This window comes from Streptomyces sp. NPDC021115 (assembly GCF_044333065.1).
Lineage (GTDB): Bacteria > Actinomycetota > Actinomycetes > Streptomycetales > Streptomycetaceae > Streptomyces.
The window spans coordinates 951,992-968,922 of the sequence record NZ_JBIRQF010000001.1; the positions used below are offsets into that span (position 1 = coordinate 951,992).

The following is a 16,931-nucleotide window of genomic DNA, read 5'->3' on the forward strand; positions in this document are numbered from 1 at the left end:
ATGCACCTTCTGGCAGCGAATCTCCGGCTCCCCACCAATGCCCTCGACTACACCATTCTGATCCTCTATTTCGCCGTCGTGCTCGGCGTGGGATTCGCCGCCAGACGCAGTGTGAAGACGAGCCTGGACTTCTTTCTCTCCGGCCGCTCCCTGCCCGCGTGGGTCACCGGACTCGCCTTCGTCGCCGCCAATCTGGGCGCCCTGGAGATCCTGGGAATGGCGGCCAACGGCGCCCAGTACGGCGTCTACACGGTGCACTGGTACTGGGTGGGCGCCATTCCCGCCATGGTCTTCCTCGGCCTGGTGATGATGCCGTTCTACTACGGCTCCAAGGTCAGGTCGGTGCCGGAATTCCTGCTGCACCGCTACGGGCCGTCCTCGCATCTCCTCAGCTCGATCATCTTCTCCATCGCGTCCGTGCTGATCGCGGGCGTCAACCTCTACGCGATGGCCATCGTCGTCGAGGCGCTGCTCGGCTGGCCGCAGTGGGTGGCCATCGTCGTCGCCGGTCTGTTCGTGCTCGCGTACATCACCCTCGGCGGGCTCTCCTCGGCGATCTACAACGAGGTGCTCCAGTTCTTCGTCATCCTCGCCGCGCTCATCCCGCTCACCGTCGTCGGCCTCAAGCGGGTCGGCGGCTTCGGCGGGCTCAAGGACTCCCTCGAAGCGTCCCACGGCCCGAACTTCACCTCCGCGTGGGGCGGCACCGGCATCGGCTCGGACAACCCGCTGGGCGCCAACTGGCTCACCATCGTGCTCGGCCTCGGCTTCTGCCTGAGCTTCGGCTACTGGACGACCAACTTCGCCGAGGTGCAGCGCGCGCTGTCCGCCAAGAACCTCTCGGCCGCCCAGCGCACCCCGCTGATCGCCGCCTTCCCCAAGATGTTCATCCCGCTGATCGTGGTGGTCCCCGGGCTGATCGCCCTGGTCGTCGAGCCGGGGCTCGGCTCCGCGAAGAGCGGCCTCCAGTACAACGACGCGATCCCGCTGCTGATGAGCGATCTGCTGCCCAACGGCGTGCTGGGCGTCGCGGTGACCGGGCTGCTCGCCGCCTTCATGGCGGGCATGGCGGCCAATGTCTCGTCGTTCAACACGGTCTTCACCAACGACATCTGGCGGGCGTACGTGAAGAAGGGCCGCGCGGACGAGTACTACCTGTTCACGGGGCGGGTGGTGACCGCGATCGGCGTGCTGGCCGGGATGGGGACCGCGTTCATCGCGTCCTCGTTCAGCAACATCATGAACTACCTCCAGACCCTGTTCTCGTTCTTCAACGTGCCGCTGTTCTGCGTGTTCATCATCGGCATGTTCTGGAAGCGGGCCACCGCCCCGGCCGGGTTCTGGGGGCTGCTCGCCGGCACCGTCGCCGCGATGATCAACTACTTCTGGTTCTACAAGGCCGGGGTCATCTCCATCCCCAGCGACCAGGGCGCCAACTTCGTCTCCGCCATCGTGGCGTTCGTGGTCGGCGGCGTGGTGATGGTCGCGATCACCCCGTTCACCAAGCCCAAGCCGGAGCAGTCGCTGGCCGGTCTGGTCTACGGCACCACCGCCCCCGGCATCGCCGAACCCGCGGCGCCGGGCGACGAGGCCTGGTACCGCCGCCCGGCCCTGCTGGGCTGGGGCGCGATCGTCCTCGCTGCCCTGTGCTACGTCCCGTTCTCCCTGTGACCGAAGTGACCCTCCTGCGGATAAGGAACCCGCGCCATGAGTGACGACTACGAGTACCAGCACGAGGTCGAGGAGCTGGAGGGGAAGTCGGCGACCGCGGCCCGGCTCTTCGACGTACGGCGCATCATCGGCGGCCTGTTCGTGATCTACGGGATCATCGTCACGATCGCCGGAATCACCGTCTCCGACGCGAACCTGAAGAAGGCCGAGAACATCAACATCAATCTGTGGACGGGCGTGAGCATGCTCGTCCTCGGCCTGCTCTTCCTGCTCTGGATGAGGCTCAGGCCACTGCCCGCGCCACACCCCGCCCCGGAGCAGGGCGGCCCCGCCCGGCCCGGGGACGCGGAGGAGTGAGCTAGGTGGCGGTGCGGCGCGTCGCCGCCCGGTCCAGCAGACCGGTGCGCGCCGCCAGCGCCGCCGCCTCCAGCCGGGACCCCACCCCCAGCTTCATCAGCACCCGCTGCACATGGGTGCGCGCCGTACTGGGCGCGATCCCCATGCCCGCGGCGATCAGCCGGGTGTCCTCGCCCTCCGCGACCCGCATCAGCACCTCCACCTCGCGCGGGGTCAGCATGCGCAGCAGCCGGGCCCCCTCGTCGTCCGGCTGGGCCGCGGGGTTCAGCAGCTCGGCGAACGCCCCCTGCAACAGCTGCGGGGCCACCGCGGCCTCGCCCGCGCGCGCCTTCATCATGGCGCGCTCGACGCCCTCGATCCGCTCGTCGTGCCGGACATAGCCGGAGGCGCCCGCGGCGAACGCGGCGGCGATGCCGCGCGGGCTCGGCACCGGTCCCAGCACCACGACCGCGACCTGTGGCCGCTCCTTCTTGATCCGCACGACCGGCTCGAACACCCCCGGCTCGGCGGGTGTCGCCGTACCCAGCAGACACACCTCCGGTGCCCGGCTCACCACCAGCTCCGCCGCTCCCGCGCTCGGCGCGGCCGCGGCGAGCACCCGGTGCCCGCGCAGCTTCAACGCCGAGGCGAGGGCCTCCGCGAGCAGGCGGTGGTCATCGACCACCATGAGTCGCACGCCCATGAGCTCCTCCCCCTTTGCCCCGGGAAGCTACACGCTTGTTCGACGTTGTGCGCCCCTTACCCGGAAGAAGCCCCCCGGAATGCCGAAATCCCGCCCATCTGCGCCTACTTGACAACTCATTGGCGTCCGAAACAGACCGATGTGGCCTGCCCCGCGGGCGGATTCGATCATGGAGGGGGACGGGGAAAAACGGCGGCGGCCCCGCCCGTACGGTGGGTACGGGCGGGGCCGCCGGACGCGTCGCGCGGGTGCGGTCAGCTGCCGCCGAAGATCAGCGCCAGCGGGTCGTCCTTGTCGTACGAGCCGGAGGGCTTGTCGGCGTAGACGGTGCTCATGTACAGCCGCTGGTTGGCGTAGATCATCTCCGAGTAGGTGGGGCTGAACTTCGCCTCCATCTCCCCGCTCTCACCCGGGTTCTGGAGCAGCTTCGCCTTCTCGTACGACTTGGGGTCGATGCGCCACACCGCGCCGCCCTCGTCGTACGTGCTCTCCTGGTAGGCGAGCACGAAGCCGTCCTTGTCGAGCCCGAGCGGGGTCATCGCCGCCCGCTTGACACCGTCCGTCTTGCCGACCGGCTTGCCGGTGGACAGGCTGAACGCCACGATCTCGTTGGCGGTGGTGTTGCTGTCGTAGCTGTTGCGGTCCTCCGACCCCAGGAAGAGGGCGTCGGCCGACTTGCTGACGGCGATCTGGCGGCAGCCCTCGACACTGGTCGAGGGGCACTTGGCCTGGTACTTGCCGTTCTCGGTGCTGATCTTGCCGCGCACCGTACCGCTCTTGGCGCTGTCGTCGATGGCCAGGTAGTCGGAGACCCCGGAGCCGGTCGAGTCGCCCGCGTCGAGCCCGATCACCAGCGGATCGGTGGACGCGATGTGCACGTACTCGATGCCCTGCGACACCTTGTACTCCGACTTCACCGCGCCCGTCTTCGGGTTCAGCGTCTGGACCTTGATCTGCGGGTTGTCGTAGTCACCGCACTGGCGCACCGCGACCAGCTTGGTGTCACCGCCGGCGTAGCCGCGGTCCTCGCAGTCTCCGGTGGACTGCGGCTTCCACAGCTGCTTGCCCGCCGTCGACCAGGCCGCGCCGCCGCTGGTGCCGCCCGCGGCGACCGTGCCGTCGCCGATGGTCACCTCGTCGAAGGAGACCTTCTCGTCGCCCTCGCTGACGTCCCGGTGCCAGCGCATCTTGCCGTTCTTCAGGTCCAGCAGCGCGATCTGGTTGCAGCTCGGGTACTTGTCCTCCTTGGAGGGCTTGGCCTCCTGGTAGAGGACCGTGGTCAGACCGTCCTTGGTGACGTGCTCCGAGGACCAGCAGACCGCACCGGCCAGCGGGATCGACCACTTCGCCGAGCCGCCGTCCAGCGGATAGCCATCGATCTTGTTGACCCCGGCCTTCACGAAGGTGTCGTCGGTGGTCCACATGCCGTCGACCGTGACCTGGTCGTTGACCTTCGGCATCGGGAGCTTGCTGATCAGCCGGGCGTCGACCGTCTTGGGGGCGGGCTTGTTCTTGCCGCCGGTGGTGCCGCTGGTGGTGCCCTGGCTGCTCTGCTTGTCCTTGCCGTTGGCCTGGTCGTCGGTGTCGTCGCCGCCCGTGGTGGCGAACCATATGCCGCCGCCGATGACCAGGGCGACCGCGACCACCGCGCTGACGATGACCGCCATCCGCTGCTTGGACCGGTTGCCGCCGCCGGGGCCGCCGGGTACGCCGCCCTGGCCCGGGCCGCCGGGGTACTGCGGCTGGGGCGGGTAGCCGTAACTCTGCTGACCGTAGGGCTGCTGGCCGTAACTCTGCTGGCCGAATTGCGACTGGCCCTGCTGCTGCTGGTACGGGTTCGGGATGCCCACCTGGGTGGGCTCCGCGTGCACCCCCGGGTAGCCGTAACCGCCCGCGCCCTGCGGGGGCGCCTGCGGCGGCTGCGGGGGCTGCGACGGCGGGCCTGGGGGCGGCGGAGGCGGGACGGGCGGCTGCTGCGGATAGCCGTAACCCGGCTCCTGCGGTGCGCCGAAGCCGCCCTGCGGCGGCTGATTCGGCGGCGGAGGCGGCTGTGACATGGGTATTTCCTTTTGAGCGAGCCCATGGACCGACTCGGCCTCCCCCGCTATCCCGGGAGGCGTTGTTGCCAAAGCCCGCCGGGATGGAGTGAATCGGACATGCGACCCGCCGGTGAGCAGCAGGGCAAGGCGGGAGTTCTTTTTATCACCCGGCCATGACAAGCCACGGACCGGTCGTCAACTCATCGAGCAGCTGAGACCGGCCCGTGACGCGACTGTTGCTCACGCGTCGTCGGGGGTCGCGCGCCGTCCGCTCACGCGTCGTCGGCGAGTTCCAGCCAGCGCGTCTCCAGTTCGTCCCGCTCCCCCGTCAGCTCCCGCAGCTTGGTGTCCAGCTCGGCGACCCGGGCGAAGTCCGTGGCGTCCTCGGCGATCTGGGCGTGCAGTGTGGACTCCTGCTCGCTGATGCGGTCCAGCCGCCGCTCGATCTTCTGGAGCTCCTTCTTCGCGGCGCGCTGCTCGGCCGCCGACCGCTGCCCGCCGGACGGCGCCTCCGCGGTCTTCTGCTTGCCGGGCGACGTGGCCGGACCGGGCGCCGACTCGGCCAGCATCCGCTGGCGACGCTCCAGGTACTCGTCCACCCCGCGCGGCAGCATGCGCAGCGTGGCGTCGCCCAGCAGGGCGAGCACCCGGTCGGTGGTGCGCTCCAGGAAGTACCGGTCGTGGCTGATGACCACGAGCGAACCCGGCCAGCTGTCGAGGACGTCCTCCAGCTGGGTCAGGGTCTCGATGTCCAGGTCGTTGGTCGGCTCGTCCAGGAACAGCACGTTGGGCTCGTCCATCAGCAGCCGCAGGATCTGGAGCCTGCGCCGCTCACCGCCGGACAGATCGCCGACCGGCGTCCACTGCTTCTCCTTGGTGAAGCCGAACTTCTCGCACAGCTGCGAGGCGGTCATCTCCCGGCCCCTGCCCAGGTCGACGCGCTGCCGCACCTGCTCGACTGCCTCCAGCACGCGGAGGTTCCGTTCGAGCTCGGCGACCTCCTGCGAGAGGTACGCGAGCTTCACGGTCTTGCCGACGACGATCCGGCCGCCCGCGGGCTGCCGTTCGCCCTCGCTGCGCGCGGCCTCGGCGAGGGCGCGCAGCAGCGACGTCTTGCCCGCGCCGTTCACGCCCACCAGGCCGATCCGGTCGCCGGGGCCCAGCTGCCAGGTCAGATGCTTGAGCAGCATCTTCGGCCCGGCGGTGACGGTGACGTCCTCCAGCTCGAAGACGGTCTTGCCGAGCCGGGAGTTGGCGAACTTCATCAGCTCGGCGTTGTCGCGCGGCGGCGGGACGTCCGCGATCAGCGCGTTCGCCGCCTCGATGCGGAAGCGCGGCTTGCTGGTGCGGGCCGGGGCACCGCGGCGCAGCCACGCCAGCTCCTTGCGCATCAGGTTCTGCCGCTTGGCCTCCTCGCTCGCGGCGATGCGCTCGCGCTCGGCCCGGGCGAAGACGTAGTCGCTGTAACCGCCCTCGTACTCGTGCACCGAGCCGCGCTGCACGTCCCACATGCGGGTGCAGACCTGGTCCAGGAACCAGCGGTCGTGGGTCACCACGACAAGCCCCGAGCGGCGCGCCCGCAGATGGCCGGCCAGCCAGGAGATGCCCTCGACGTCGAGGTGGTTGGTCGGCTCGTCCAGGACGATCAGGTCCTGCTCGGCGATCAGCAGCTTGGCGAGCGCGATACGGCGGCGCTCGCCGCCGGACAGCGGGCCGATCACGGTGTCCAGCCCCTGCGGGAAGGCGGGCATGTCGAGCCCGCCGAACAGCCCGGTGAGGATGTCCCGGATCTTGGCGTCCCCGGCCCACTCGTGGTCGGCCAGGTCGCCGATCACCTCGTGCCGGACGGTGGCGGCCGGGTCGAGCGAATCGTGCTGGGTGAGCACGCCGAGCCGCAGACCGCCCGCGTGGGTGACGCGGCCGTCGTCGGCGGATTCGAGCTTGGCGAGGATCCGGATGAGCGTGGTCTTCCCGTCCCCGTTACGGCCGACGACGCCGATCCGGTCGCCCTCGTTGACCCCGAGGGACACGCCGTCCAGCAGCGCGCGGGTGCCGTACACCTTGCCGACGGCTTCGACGTTGACCAAGTTGGTGGCCATCACACTCCTGTTACGCGGATCGATCGACGTTCCAGGGTAGTCGCGGTCACGGGGTGGTGACCGTCGCCCCGGGCACCGGGCCGGACGCCGTCCGTACGGTGCGGCACGTGCCGGACGCCGCGAGCGCGGCGGCCACGCCCCGGGCGGCCTCCGCGTCCTTCACCAGGAACGCGCAGGTCGGGCCGGAGCCGGAGACGAGGGACGCGAGCGCTCCGGCGTTCGCGCCCGCGCGCAGCGTCTCGGCGAGCGCCGGGCGCAGGGAGAGCGCGGCGGGCTGGAGATCGTTGGTCACGGCCGCCGCCAGCGCGGTCGGGTCGCCGGTGCGGAGCGCCTCGATCAGCGCCTCGGACGGCTCCGGGTCGGGAATCGTCGCGACGGTCGCGCCCGCCCCGCTCTCCTCCCGTAGGCGGTCGCACTCCCGGTAGACCGCCGGGGTGGACAGCCCGCCGTCCGCCACCGCGAACACCCAGTGGAAGGTCCCGCCCGTCTCCAGCGGCGTCAGCAGCTCCCCCCGCCCGCGGCCGAGGGCCGCCCCGCCGACCAGGCTGAACGGGACGTCGCTGCCCAGCTCGGCACAGATCGCGAGCAGTTCGGCGCGGCTCGTCTTCATCCCCCACAGCGCGTCGCACGCCAGCAGGGCGGCGGCCGCGTCCGCGCTGCCGCCCGCCATGCCGCCCGCGACGGGGATGTCCTTGGCGATGTGCAGATGCACGTCCGGGGCGATGCCGTGACGGGCGGCGAGCGCCGCCGCCGCGCGGGCGGCGAGGTTGGTGTTGTCCGCGGGGACGTGCGCGGCGTCCGGCCCTTCGACGGTGACGCGGAGCGAGTCGGCGGGGGTGGCCGTGACCTCGTCGTGGAGCCCTACGGCGAGGAAGACGTTGGCCAGGTCGTGGAAGCCGTCGGGGCGTGCGCCGCCGACCGCGAGCTGAACGTTGACCTTCGCGGGGACGCGGGCGGTCACGGGGCGGGTCACGGGGCTCCTAGGGTGCGGCGTGGGCTTTTCGGTGCGGCCATTGTCGCGCCTGCGGCGGGCCGTCCCCACCCCGCCCCTTCCCGACCCGGGGCTCCGCCCCGGCCCCCAGGCGGGGGCTCCGCCCCCACACCCCCGCTCCTCAAGCTCCCCCAGCTACCGCTGGGAGGTGCCCCCAGGGGGCTGAGTGGTACGCCCGGAGGGGCCGGCTTTCCGCACCGACGGCTGAAAGCCGCAGGCGGCGGACGTCGGAGGCCCGGCGCCGCGGGTCACAGCCCCGGGAGGGGGACCTGGGGCGCAGCCACGGAGGGAGTCGGGAGCGGAGCCCCGGTGAGGGACCCGGGGACGCAGCCACGGCGAGGGTCTGGGGGCACAGCCCCAGCGGGGGTCCGGGGCACAGCCCTGACGGGTCTGGGGCGGAGCCCGGGCGGGGTCTGGGGCGGAGCCCCGGTTCGGGAAGGGGCGGGGTGGGGAACAAGCCCGCCGCAGGCACCCCGAGCCGCCTGGGGTCAGGCGGCGGAGGCCCCACCGGGGTTCAGGCCCCTCAACGGGACCCGGGGACGCAGCCCCGGGGCGCCGCCTGGGTCAGGGGGTGTGTTCGGCGATGGCCGCGAAGTCTTCTACCGTCAGGGACTCGCCGCGGGCCTGGGGGGAGATGCCCGCGGCGGTCAGGGCGGCTTCGGCGGCGGGGGCCGAGCCCGCCCAGCCGGCGAGGGCGGCGCGCAGCGTCTTGCGGCGCTGGGCGAAGGCGGCGTCGACGACGGCGAAGACCTCGTCGCGGGAGGCGGTCGTCGGGACGGGTTCGGTGCGGCGGGTCAGGGAGACGAGGCCGGAGTCGACGTTGGGGGCGGGCCAGAAGACGTTGCGGCCGATGGCGCCCGCGCGCTTGACGCGGGCGTACCAGGCGGCCTTCACCGACGGCACCCCGTAGACCTTGGAGCCGGGCGGCGCGGCGAGGCGGTCGGCGACCTCGGACTGCACCATCACCAGGGTGCGCTCGATGGTGGGGAAGCGGGCGAGCATGTGGAGCAGCACGGGGACGGCCACGTTGTACGGGAGGTTCGCGACCAGGGCGGTGGGCGCGGGCCCCGGGAGGTCGGTGATGTGCAGCGCGTCGGAGTGGACGAGCGCGAAGCGGTCGGCGCGCTCGGGCAGCCGGGCGGCCACCGTGGCCGGGAGGGCGGCGGCCAGGACGTCGTCGATCTCGACCGCGGTGACCCGGTCGGCGGCCTCCAGGAGGGCCAGGGTCAGGGAGCCGAGACCGGGGCCGACCTCGACGACGACGTCGTCGGGCCGCACCTCGGCGGTGCGCACGATGCGCCGCACCGTGTTGGCGTCGATGACGAAGTTCTGGCCGCGCTGCTTGGTGGGGCGTACGCCGAGGCGGGCCGCGAGGTCGCGGATGTCGGCGGGGCCCAGCAGGGCGTCGGTGGTGCCGGGGTCGGTGGAGCTCACCGGGAAAGTTTACGGCCCGGGTGCGGAGCTCTTCACTGGCGCAGCTTCTGGCCGCAGTGCGGCCAGGGCGCGGAGCCGCGCTGGACGTAGAGCTTCTTGGCCCGGTAGGTCTGCTCGGTGGGGGGCGCGTCCTGGGGGGTGCCGTGGCCGCCGAGGGCGTGCCAGGTCTGGCGGTCGAGCTGGTAGAGCCCGCCGTAGCGGCCTGAGCTGTCGACGGCGCCGGGGCGGCCGCCGGATTCGCAGTGGGCCATGGCCTGCCAGTTGAGCCGGTCGGCACCGGCGACCGCGGTGGGGGCGGTCATGGTGCCGACCCGGACGATCCGGGCCACGGGCGCGCGGACGGTTTCGGAGCGCACCTTGCGGGGCCGCTGCCGTACGCCGTCGACGGTGCGCACCCGGTAGATGGTCCGCAGGACGCCGGGGTGGCCCTCCCGGGCGACGAGTTGGGTGCCCTTGAAGAGGGTCGGGTCGGCGCGCTGGACGGTGAGGAAGGGGATCGGGGTGTCGCGGGCCTCCCTGCGGCCGGTGACGCGCATCACCTTCACCATCTGGCCGTCGCGCGGAAAGCTGTCCAGCGGGGCGGAGGTGGTGTCGTGCCCCTGGAGGGTGAGCCGGGCCTCGGTGAGCGCCTCGCGGACGGTGGCGGCGTTGGTGCGGACGGGGTGGTGGTGTCCGTCGGCGACGAAGGTGACGGTGCGCTCGGTGCGCACGTCGAGGTCCAGCCCCTGCCGGGTGATGGCGGCGGAGCGGGAGGCCGACAGATGGGCGCCCTCGGCGCGTACGCCGAGTTGGCGCAGCGCGCCGTCGACGGTTTCGGCGGTGGTCCACACCCGGCGGTGCTCACCGTCGACGGTGAGGGTGACGGGGCGGCCGTAGCGGACGGCGATCTCGGCGCCGCTGGTGAGGGGTTGGCCGGGGGCGGGGGCGACGATGTCGTGCGGGCTGACCTCGACGTCCTCGTCGGCGAGGAGTTCGGCCACGTCGTCGGCGTAGGTGTGGAGGGTGCGCGCGTGGCCGTCGACGCTGAGCTGTACCGCCTTGTCCTGGGCGACGAAGGCGGAGGTGCCCCCGGCCAGGGCGGCGACCACGAGCGCCTGGGGCAGCAGCCGCCGCACCGGGTCGGTGCGGGCCGGGGCGCGCCGCCGGGCGGCTCGGCGGGCGGCGGCACGGCCGCCCGGGACGGGGGCGCTGCCCTGCGTACGGCTCACGACGACACTCCGGTAACACTCCACGGGTCCATGGGGCGGGGTGTCGCGGACTGTAGCGGAGGCAGCGGTCACTCTCCAAAGCCGTCCAGCTACCCTGCGTAGCCGTGAGTTGACGGGACCGGACAGGCGAAGGCGCGCGCGGTGTTGGCCGCCACGGCGGTCGCCAGGGTGTCTTCGGGGACGCCCTTGACGTCGGCCATGGCCCGCAGGGTGAGCGGAATCAGATACGGAGCGTTAGGCCGTCCGCGGTAGGGCGCGGGGGTGAGGAAGGGCGCGTCGGTCTCGACGAGGAGGAGGTCGAGGGGCGCGACGGCGACGGCGTCGCGCAGCGGCTGGGCGTTCTTGAAGGTCACGTTCCCCGCGAACGACATGTAGTAGCCGTGCTCCGCGCACACCTTGGCCATGGCGGCGTCGCCGGAGTAGCAGTGGAAGACGACGGTGTCGGGGGCGCCTTCCTCGGCGAGCACCCGCAGCACGTCGTCGTGGGCTTCCCGGTCGTGGATGACCAGGGCCTTGCCGTGCCGCTTGGCGATGTCGATGTGGCGCCGGAAGGAGCGCTCCTGGGCGGCCATGCCCTCGGGTCCGGTGCGGAAGTAGTCGAGGCCGGTCTCGCCGACGCCGCGCACCTGGGGCAGGGCGGCGAGGGTGTCGATCTCGGCGAGGGCCGCGTCGAGGGCCGCGTCGCCGTCGGGTTCCCTGGCGCCCTGCCGGGACCAGCCGTCGGGGTCTCCGAGGACGATGCGGGGTGCCTCGTTGGGGTGGAGGGCGACGGTGGCCCAGACGCCCTCGTGGGCGGCGGCGGTATCGGCCGCCCACCGGGACCCGGCGAGGTCGCACCCCACCTGGACGACGGTCGTCACGCCGACCGAGGCAGCCTTGGCGAGGGCGTCCTCGACGGTCCCCGTCTGCATGTCCAGGTGGGTGTGCGAGTCGGCGACCGGGATCCGCAGCGGATCCGGGAGCGGGGGCGGGGCGTCCTTTTCCTTTTGCCTGACGTTTTGTCCGCCGTTGTTCTTCTTCCCGCTTCCGGTTCCGCCGCTGCCGCCGTGGGTCGATGCTGATTGCGCCATGCGCGTGATTCTATAAATGCCGATGAATGTCGGGTGAATCACACCTGACCGCTCAGCTGACCACTGGCGGGCTCATTTGCGATGGTGCGAAAAGGGGTGCAGCAGATCCGACAGGTGCCAGTGGTGTCCACGGCGCCGCGTGGGGCCCTCGGTGTCCGCCCCGTCGTCCGGCCGCGCACCGTCCGGGCGCGGCCGCGCCCCACCGCGCGGCGGGGTCCGGCGGGCGCTCTCCAGGACCGACGAGACCTGGCCCGAGCGCATGATGCGCACCAGATGCGCACCGCAGTTGACGCAGTCGGGGCTCGTCAGCGGAGACGGGACACGCGTGCCGTCGGTGAAGTACACGACGAAGGGGTGTCCCTCGGCGTCCACGTGGTGCTCGATGTCGTACGACCGCTCCCAGCCGTGCCCGCACTTCATGCAGGCGAAGGCATACGCCTCGTGGGCCGTCTCGTCGGCCTCGGGGCCGACGGTGGGGCGGGCTATCGGGTGAACGCCGTTCGAGGCTCCCGCTATATCGCTCATGGCAGCTCCTCTTGTCCGCAGGACAAGTCTTCCGGGATTGGTACGTCCCCGCGCTTCTCCTACAGTGGACGCCTTTCCCGGCGGGATCGCAGCAGCTCTTCCCTGACTTTGGTGCAGATTTAGCAGTGCACTATCGAAACCGCCCGATCGGCAGGTCTGCCCTTTGCCTTTCAGTGGTGAGCTTTACCTTCGCGTGGCGCGTCCGCCCCAGCGTTCTTTGCTGCGACGACGGCATCGAACACCACCCTCTTGGGTACTCCGGCGGCCTGCGCGACCGCCGCGATGGCCTCCTTGCGGCGCTCCCCGGCCTCCTCGCGCACCGCGACCCGGCGGGCCAGCTCGGCGGGACCGGCCTCGTCGGGGCCCGGCTCGGCGGCGCCCTCGACGACGATGGTGATCTCGCCCCGTACGCCCTCGGCGGCCCAGGCCGCCAGCTCCTCCAGCGGGCCGCGCCTGACCTCCTCGTACGTCTTGGTCAGCTCCCGGCACACCGCGGCCCGCCGGTCGGCGCCGAACACCTCCGCCATGGCGGCCAGGGTGTCGGCGAGCCGGTGCGGGGCCTCGAAGTAGACCAGGGTGCGGCGCTCGGCCGCGGCCTCGCGCAGCCGTCCAAGACGCTCCCCCGCCTTGCGCGGCGGGAAGCCCTCGAAGCAGAAGCGGTCCACCGGCAGCCCGGAGACGGCCAGCGCGGTGAGCACCGCGGACGGGCCGGGCACCGCGGTGACCCCGATGCCGCGCTCGACGGCGGCGGCGACCAGCCGGTAGCCGGGGTCGGAGACCGAGGGCATGCCCGCGTCGGTGACCAGCAGCACCCTGGCGCCGCCCGCCAGCGCCTCGACCAGTTCGGGGGTGCGTGCCGACTCGTTGCCCTCGAAGTAGGACACCACCCGGCCGCCCGGCTGGACGTCCAGCGCCTGGGTGAGCCGGCGCAGCCGCCGGGTGTCCTCGGCGGCGATCACATCGGCCGCCGCCAGCTCGGCGGCCAGCCGCGGGGGCGCGTCCGCGGTGTCGCCGATGGGGGTCCCTGCGAGTACGAGCGTTCCAGTCACCCGGCCATCCTCGCAGCCCGCCGTTTCCGCCGCGTCGGCCGCCGCTTCCACGAGACACCACCTGATCCACGCCACACCCACAGGCCGCTTCCCTACGATGGCCCGGTGAGCAGTGACACCGCGACCCACGCCCAGCCGGGCCGAGCCGCCGGCCAGCACCCGCCGGCCTGGCAGCGTCGGCTGCGCCGTTTCGGATACGCGGGCCACCCCCGGCCCGGCGTACGGGAACGGCTGGTCCCGCCGTACCAGGAGCCGGGCACCCGGCTGTGGGAGACGCTCGGGGCGCCCCCCGCGGTGGCGGCCAGAATCGCCCGCTGGAGCGGCTGGGGCGGGCCACTGCTGGTCGCGCTCGTCGCCGGGCTGACCCGCTTCTGGCGCCTCGGCAGCCCAGGGAACGTCATATTCGACGAGACGTACTACGCCAAGGACGCCTGGTCGATCTGGCAGTTCGGCTACGAGGGCACCTGGCCGAAAACCGCCAACGACAAGATCCTCGACACCCCGCAGCACATCCCGCTGAGCGACGCCGCGTCCTATGTGGTCCATCCGCCGGTCGGCAAGTGGGTCATCGGCCTCGGCGAGCAGTTCTTCGGGCTGCACCCCTTCGGCTGGCGGTTCATGGTCGCCCTGCTCGGCACCCTGTCGGTGCTGATGCTGTGCCGGATCGGGCGGCGGCTGTTCCGCTCGACGTTCCTCGGCTGCCTGGCGGGCGCGCTGATGGCCGTGGACGGTCTGCACTTCGTGATGAGCCGCACAGCGCTGCTCGACCTGGTGCTGATGTTCTTCGTCCTGGCCGCCTTCGGCGCCCTGCTCATCGACCGGGACAAGGCCAGGGCCCGGCTCGCGGCGGCGCTTCCGGTGGGCGAGGACGGCGCGGCCCGGCCGGACGCCGAGGTCCCGGCCCGCCTGAAGCTGGGCGCGCGGCCGTGGCGTATCGCGGCCGGGGTACTGCTGGGCCTGGCCATCGGCACCAAGTGGAACGGGCTGTACGTACTGGCCTTCTTCGGCCTCATGACCGTCCTGTGGGACGTCGGCGCGCGCCGCACCGCGGGCGCCCCGCGCCCGTACCTGACGGTGCTGCGCCGCGATCTGCCGTGGGCGTTCCTGTCGACGGTGCCTGTGGCGATCGTCACGTACATCGCCTCCTGGTCGGGCTGGTTCGCCGAGAGCGGCCGCTTCAGCCGGGCGCGCGGCTGGCAGCACAGCGGCTACTTCCGCCACTGGGCCGAGTCGGCGAAGCCGGACGGCGGCGGCTACGGCACCGGCGGCGCCTTCGACTGGCTGCTCAACCCGCTGCGCAGCCTGTGGCACTACGAGACCGAGGTCTACAAGTTCCATGTGGGCCTGGACTCTCCGCACGTCTACCAGTCCAACCCGTGGAGCTGGCTGGTCCAGTCGCGGCCGGTCTCGTACTTCTACGAGTCGCCGCGGGCGGGCCAGGAGGGCTGTCCGAAGGACGCCACCGAGAAGTGCGCGCGCGAGGTGCTGGCGCTGGGCACCCCGCTGCTGTGGTGGGCGGCCTGCTTCGCCGTGCTCTACCTGCTCTTCCGGTGGGCGCTGCGGCGCGACTGGCGGGCGGGCGCGATCCTGGCCGGGATCGCGGCCGGGTATCTGCCGTGGTTCCTCTACCAGGAACGCACGATCTTCTCCTTCTACGCCGTGGTGTTCGTGCCGTTCCTGTGTCTGGCGGTGGCCATGATGATCGGCGCCCTGCTGGGGCCGCCGGGGGCCACCGAGACCCGGCGGGTGGTGGGCGCGGTCGGCGCGGGCGCGCTCGTCCTGCTCATCATCTGGAACTTCATCTACTTCTTCCCGCTGTACACGGGCCAGACGATGCCCATGGACGCCTGGCGGGCCCGAATGTGGCTGGACACCTGGATCTGAATCCGGGCCAGGGCGCCCGGAGCAAGCGGTTCCGGAGGGGTCGCGGCGGGTTCACACGATGCCGGTAGAGTGCGTCGGACCGCGGCCCCCATCGCACCGGTGGGGGGACTCGAAGAACACAGTGGGGGTTCTGCATGCGGAGTGGCGCGAGAGCCGCGATCGTCAGTGCGGTGTTCGCCGCCATGGTCGTCAGTGTTGCCGGCTGCGGCAGCGGCCAGGATGACTCGTCGGGTTCCAAGGACGGCGCGAACGCCGGGGCGTCGGGCGACGGCAAGAACGACGTGAAGAAGGTGAAGACCGGCCCGCCCAGCGCGGCCGAGGTCAAGACCACCGCCCGCACGTTCCTGGCGGCCTGGTCGGCGGGCGAGACGGCGAAGGCCGCCGCCCTGACGGACGACAGCGACGCGGCCACCGCGGCGCTGAGCGGCTACCGCAAGAAGGCCCATATCGACAAGGTGGAGCTGAATCCGGGACAGGCCAGCGGCGCCAAGGTGCCGTTCTCGGTCAACGCCCGGATCGCGTACAGCGGTGAGAGCAGCGTCCCCTGGACGTATGAATCCTCGCTGTCCGTGACCCGCGACACCAAGACGGGCAAGCCGGTCGTCGACTGGCAGCCCTCGGTCGTCCACCCCAAGCTGGGCAAGGGCGACACCCTGAAGACCGGCGAGTCCGAGGCCCCGCCGATCAAGGCGGTCGACCGGGACGGCACGGAGCTGTCGGCCACGGACCACCCGACCCTCAAGGGCGTGCTGTCCGGGCTGCGCGAGCGGTACGGCAAGAAGGCCGGCGGCAAGGCGGGCGTGGAGACGTTCATCTCCCGCGCCAAGGGCTCCAAGTCCCCCGACGAGACGCTGAAGGTGCTCTCCAAGGGCACCCCGGGCACGCTGAAGACGACGATCGACGCGAAGCTCCAGCGCACCGCCGAGCAGCAGGTGAGCAAGAAGAGCAAGGCGTCGGTCGTGGCCGTCAAGCCGAGCACCGGTGAGATCCTCGCGGTGGCCAACTCCCCCGCGAGCGGCTTCAACCCGGCGCTCCAGGGCTCGTACGCACCGGGCTCGACCATGAAGGTCATCACCTCGGCGACGCTGATCGACAAGGGTCTGGCCGCGTACGGCAAGGCACATCCGTGCCCGAAGTACTTCAGTTACGGCGGCTGGAAGTTCCAGAACGACAAGAAGTTCGAGATCAAGAACGGCACGTTCGAGCAGAGCTTCGCCCGTTCCTGCAACACCGCCTTCATCAGCCAGGCGCCGAAGCTGAAGGACGACGATCTGACGAAGGAGGCCCGTGACGTCTTCGGCATCGGCCTCAACTGGCAGACCGGCGTGCCCACCTTCGACGGCGCCGTGCCGGTCCAGTCCGCCGCCTCCAAGGCCGCGTCGCTGATCGGCCAGGGCGGGGTGCGGATGAACCCGCTCAACATGGCGTCGGTTTCGGCCACGGCCTCCACCGGCACCTTCCGGCAGCCGTACCTGGTCGCGCCGTCCGTGGACAACCGGACGCTGGCCAAGGCGAGCAAGACGATGAAGTCGAGCACCAAGGACCAGCTGCGCAAGCTGATGCACCTGACGGCCACTTCGGGCACCGCCGCCCAGGCGATGTCCGGGATGAGCGGTGACTTCGGTGCGAAGACCGGTTCGGCCGAGGTCGACAACCAGGAGAAGCCGAACGGCTGGTTCACCGCCTACAACGGCGACCTCGCGGCCGCCGGTGTGGTCCCCGAGGGCGGCCACGGCGGCGACACGGCGGGCCCGATCGTGGCCGCGCTGCTGCGCGCGGGCGGCTGACGCCCGTACGGCCGCACAGAGCCGAGGAGCCGGGGGGGGGGGGGGGTGGGCGCCCCCCCCCCCGGGGGGGGGGGGGGGGGGCGGGCGGGGGGGGGGGGGGGGCGCCGGGGCGGGGGGGGGCGGCCCCGCCCGCAC

Annotated in this window: 13 protein-coding genes; 4 read left to right on the plus strand and 9 right to left on the minus strand. The window is 71.8% G+C overall.

All coding sequences use genetic code 11. The features are described 5' to 3' along the window. Together ACH4TL_RS04400 and ACH4TL_RS04405 are read left to right on the plus strand one after the other, a co-directional pair. Positions 1–1,671, plus strand: a complete 1,671-nt coding sequence (locus tag ACH4TL_RS04400) for a sodium:solute symporter family protein (RefSeq protein WP_398312338.1) — start codon at positions 1–3, stop codon at positions 1,669–1,671. Positions 1,672–1,707: 36 nt separating this feature from the next. Further along, positions 1,708–2,028, plus strand: coding sequence for a hypothetical protein (locus ACH4TL_RS04405; protein WP_398312335.1), 321 nt, complete (start codon positions 1,708–1,710; stop codon positions 2,026–2,028). A gap of 1 nt (position 2,029) precedes the next feature. Here ACH4TL_RS04405 and ACH4TL_RS04410 read toward each other — a convergent pair whose 3' ends face one another. The 9 genes from ACH4TL_RS04410 to rsmI form a co-directional block, all read right to left on the minus strand. After that, the gene (locus tag ACH4TL_RS04410; RefSeq protein ID WP_398312332.1) at positions 2,030–2,710 is read right to left on the minus strand and encodes a response regulator transcription factor; all 681 of its coding nucleotides are present in this window, start codon (positions 2,708–2,710) and stop codon (positions 2,030–2,032) included. Positions 2,711–2,964: 254 nt separating this feature from the next. Next, positions 2,965–4,767, minus strand: coding sequence for a hypothetical protein (locus ACH4TL_RS04415; protein ID WP_398312329.1), 1,803 nt, complete (start codon positions 4,765–4,767; stop codon positions 2,965–2,967). A gap of 254 nt (positions 4,768–5,021) precedes the next feature. After that, positions 5,022–6,848 carry an ABC-F family ATP-binding cassette domain-containing protein gene (locus ACH4TL_RS04420; RefSeq protein WP_398312326.1) on the minus strand — a complete coding sequence of 609 codons (1,827 nt, stop codon included), beginning with the start codon at positions 6,846–6,848 and terminating at the stop codon, positions 5,022–5,024. 46 nt (positions 6,849–6,894) lie between these two features. Continuing rightward, positions 6,895–7,821, minus strand: coding sequence for a 4-(cytidine 5'-diphospho)-2-C-methyl-D-erythritol kinase (locus ACH4TL_RS04425; RefSeq protein ID WP_398312323.1), 927 nt, complete (start codon positions 7,819–7,821; stop codon positions 6,895–6,897). A gap of 582 nt (positions 7,822–8,403) precedes the next feature. Next, a complete protein-coding gene (gene rsmA / locus ACH4TL_RS04430; protein WP_398312320.1) occupies positions 8,404–9,273 on the minus strand; it encodes a 16S rRNA (adenine(1518)-N(6)/adenine(1519)-N(6))-dimethyltransferase RsmA in 870 nt (289 codons plus the stop codon). Between the two features lie 32 nt (positions 9,274–9,305). Beyond that, positions 9,306–10,505 (minus strand): ubiquitin-like domain-containing protein, encoded by a 1,200-nt coding sequence (locus ACH4TL_RS04435; RefSeq protein WP_398312317.1) that lies wholly within the window; start codon positions 10,503–10,505, stop codon positions 9,306–9,308. A 65-nt stretch (positions 10,506–10,570) separates the two neighbouring features. Continuing rightward, the gene (locus ACH4TL_RS04440) at positions 10,571–11,551 is read right to left on the minus strand and encodes a TatD family hydrolase (protein WP_398312314.1); all 981 of its coding nucleotides are present in this window, start codon (positions 11,549–11,551) and stop codon (positions 10,571–10,573) included. A 72-nt stretch (positions 11,552–11,623) separates the two neighbouring features. After that, the gene (locus tag ACH4TL_RS04445) at positions 11,624–12,076 is read right to left on the minus strand and encodes a hypothetical protein (protein WP_398312311.1); all 453 of its coding nucleotides are present in this window, start codon (positions 12,074–12,076) and stop codon (positions 11,624–11,626) included. 170 nt (positions 12,077–12,246) lie between these two features. Next, complete coding sequence (gene rsmI, locus ACH4TL_RS04450; RefSeq protein WP_398312308.1) at positions 12,247–13,125, minus strand: 16S rRNA (cytidine(1402)-2'-O)-methyltransferase; 879 nt, start codon at positions 13,123–13,125, stop codon at positions 12,247–12,249. 105 nt (positions 13,126–13,230) lie between these two features. Here rsmI and ACH4TL_RS04455 point away from each other — a divergent pair, with 105 nt between their 5' ends. Next, on the plus strand, positions 13,231–15,009 hold the full coding sequence (locus ACH4TL_RS04455; protein WP_398312305.1) for a dolichyl-phosphate-mannose--protein mannosyltransferase: 1,779 nt from the start codon (positions 13,231–13,233) through the stop codon (positions 15,007–15,009). A 134-nt stretch (positions 15,010–15,143) separates the two neighbouring features. Further along, positions 15,144–16,796, plus strand: a complete 1,653-nt coding sequence (locus ACH4TL_RS04460) for a penicillin-binding transpeptidase domain-containing protein (RefSeq protein WP_398312301.1) — start codon at positions 15,144–15,146, stop codon at positions 16,794–16,796. Positions 16,797–16,931 lie beyond the last annotated feature (135 nt).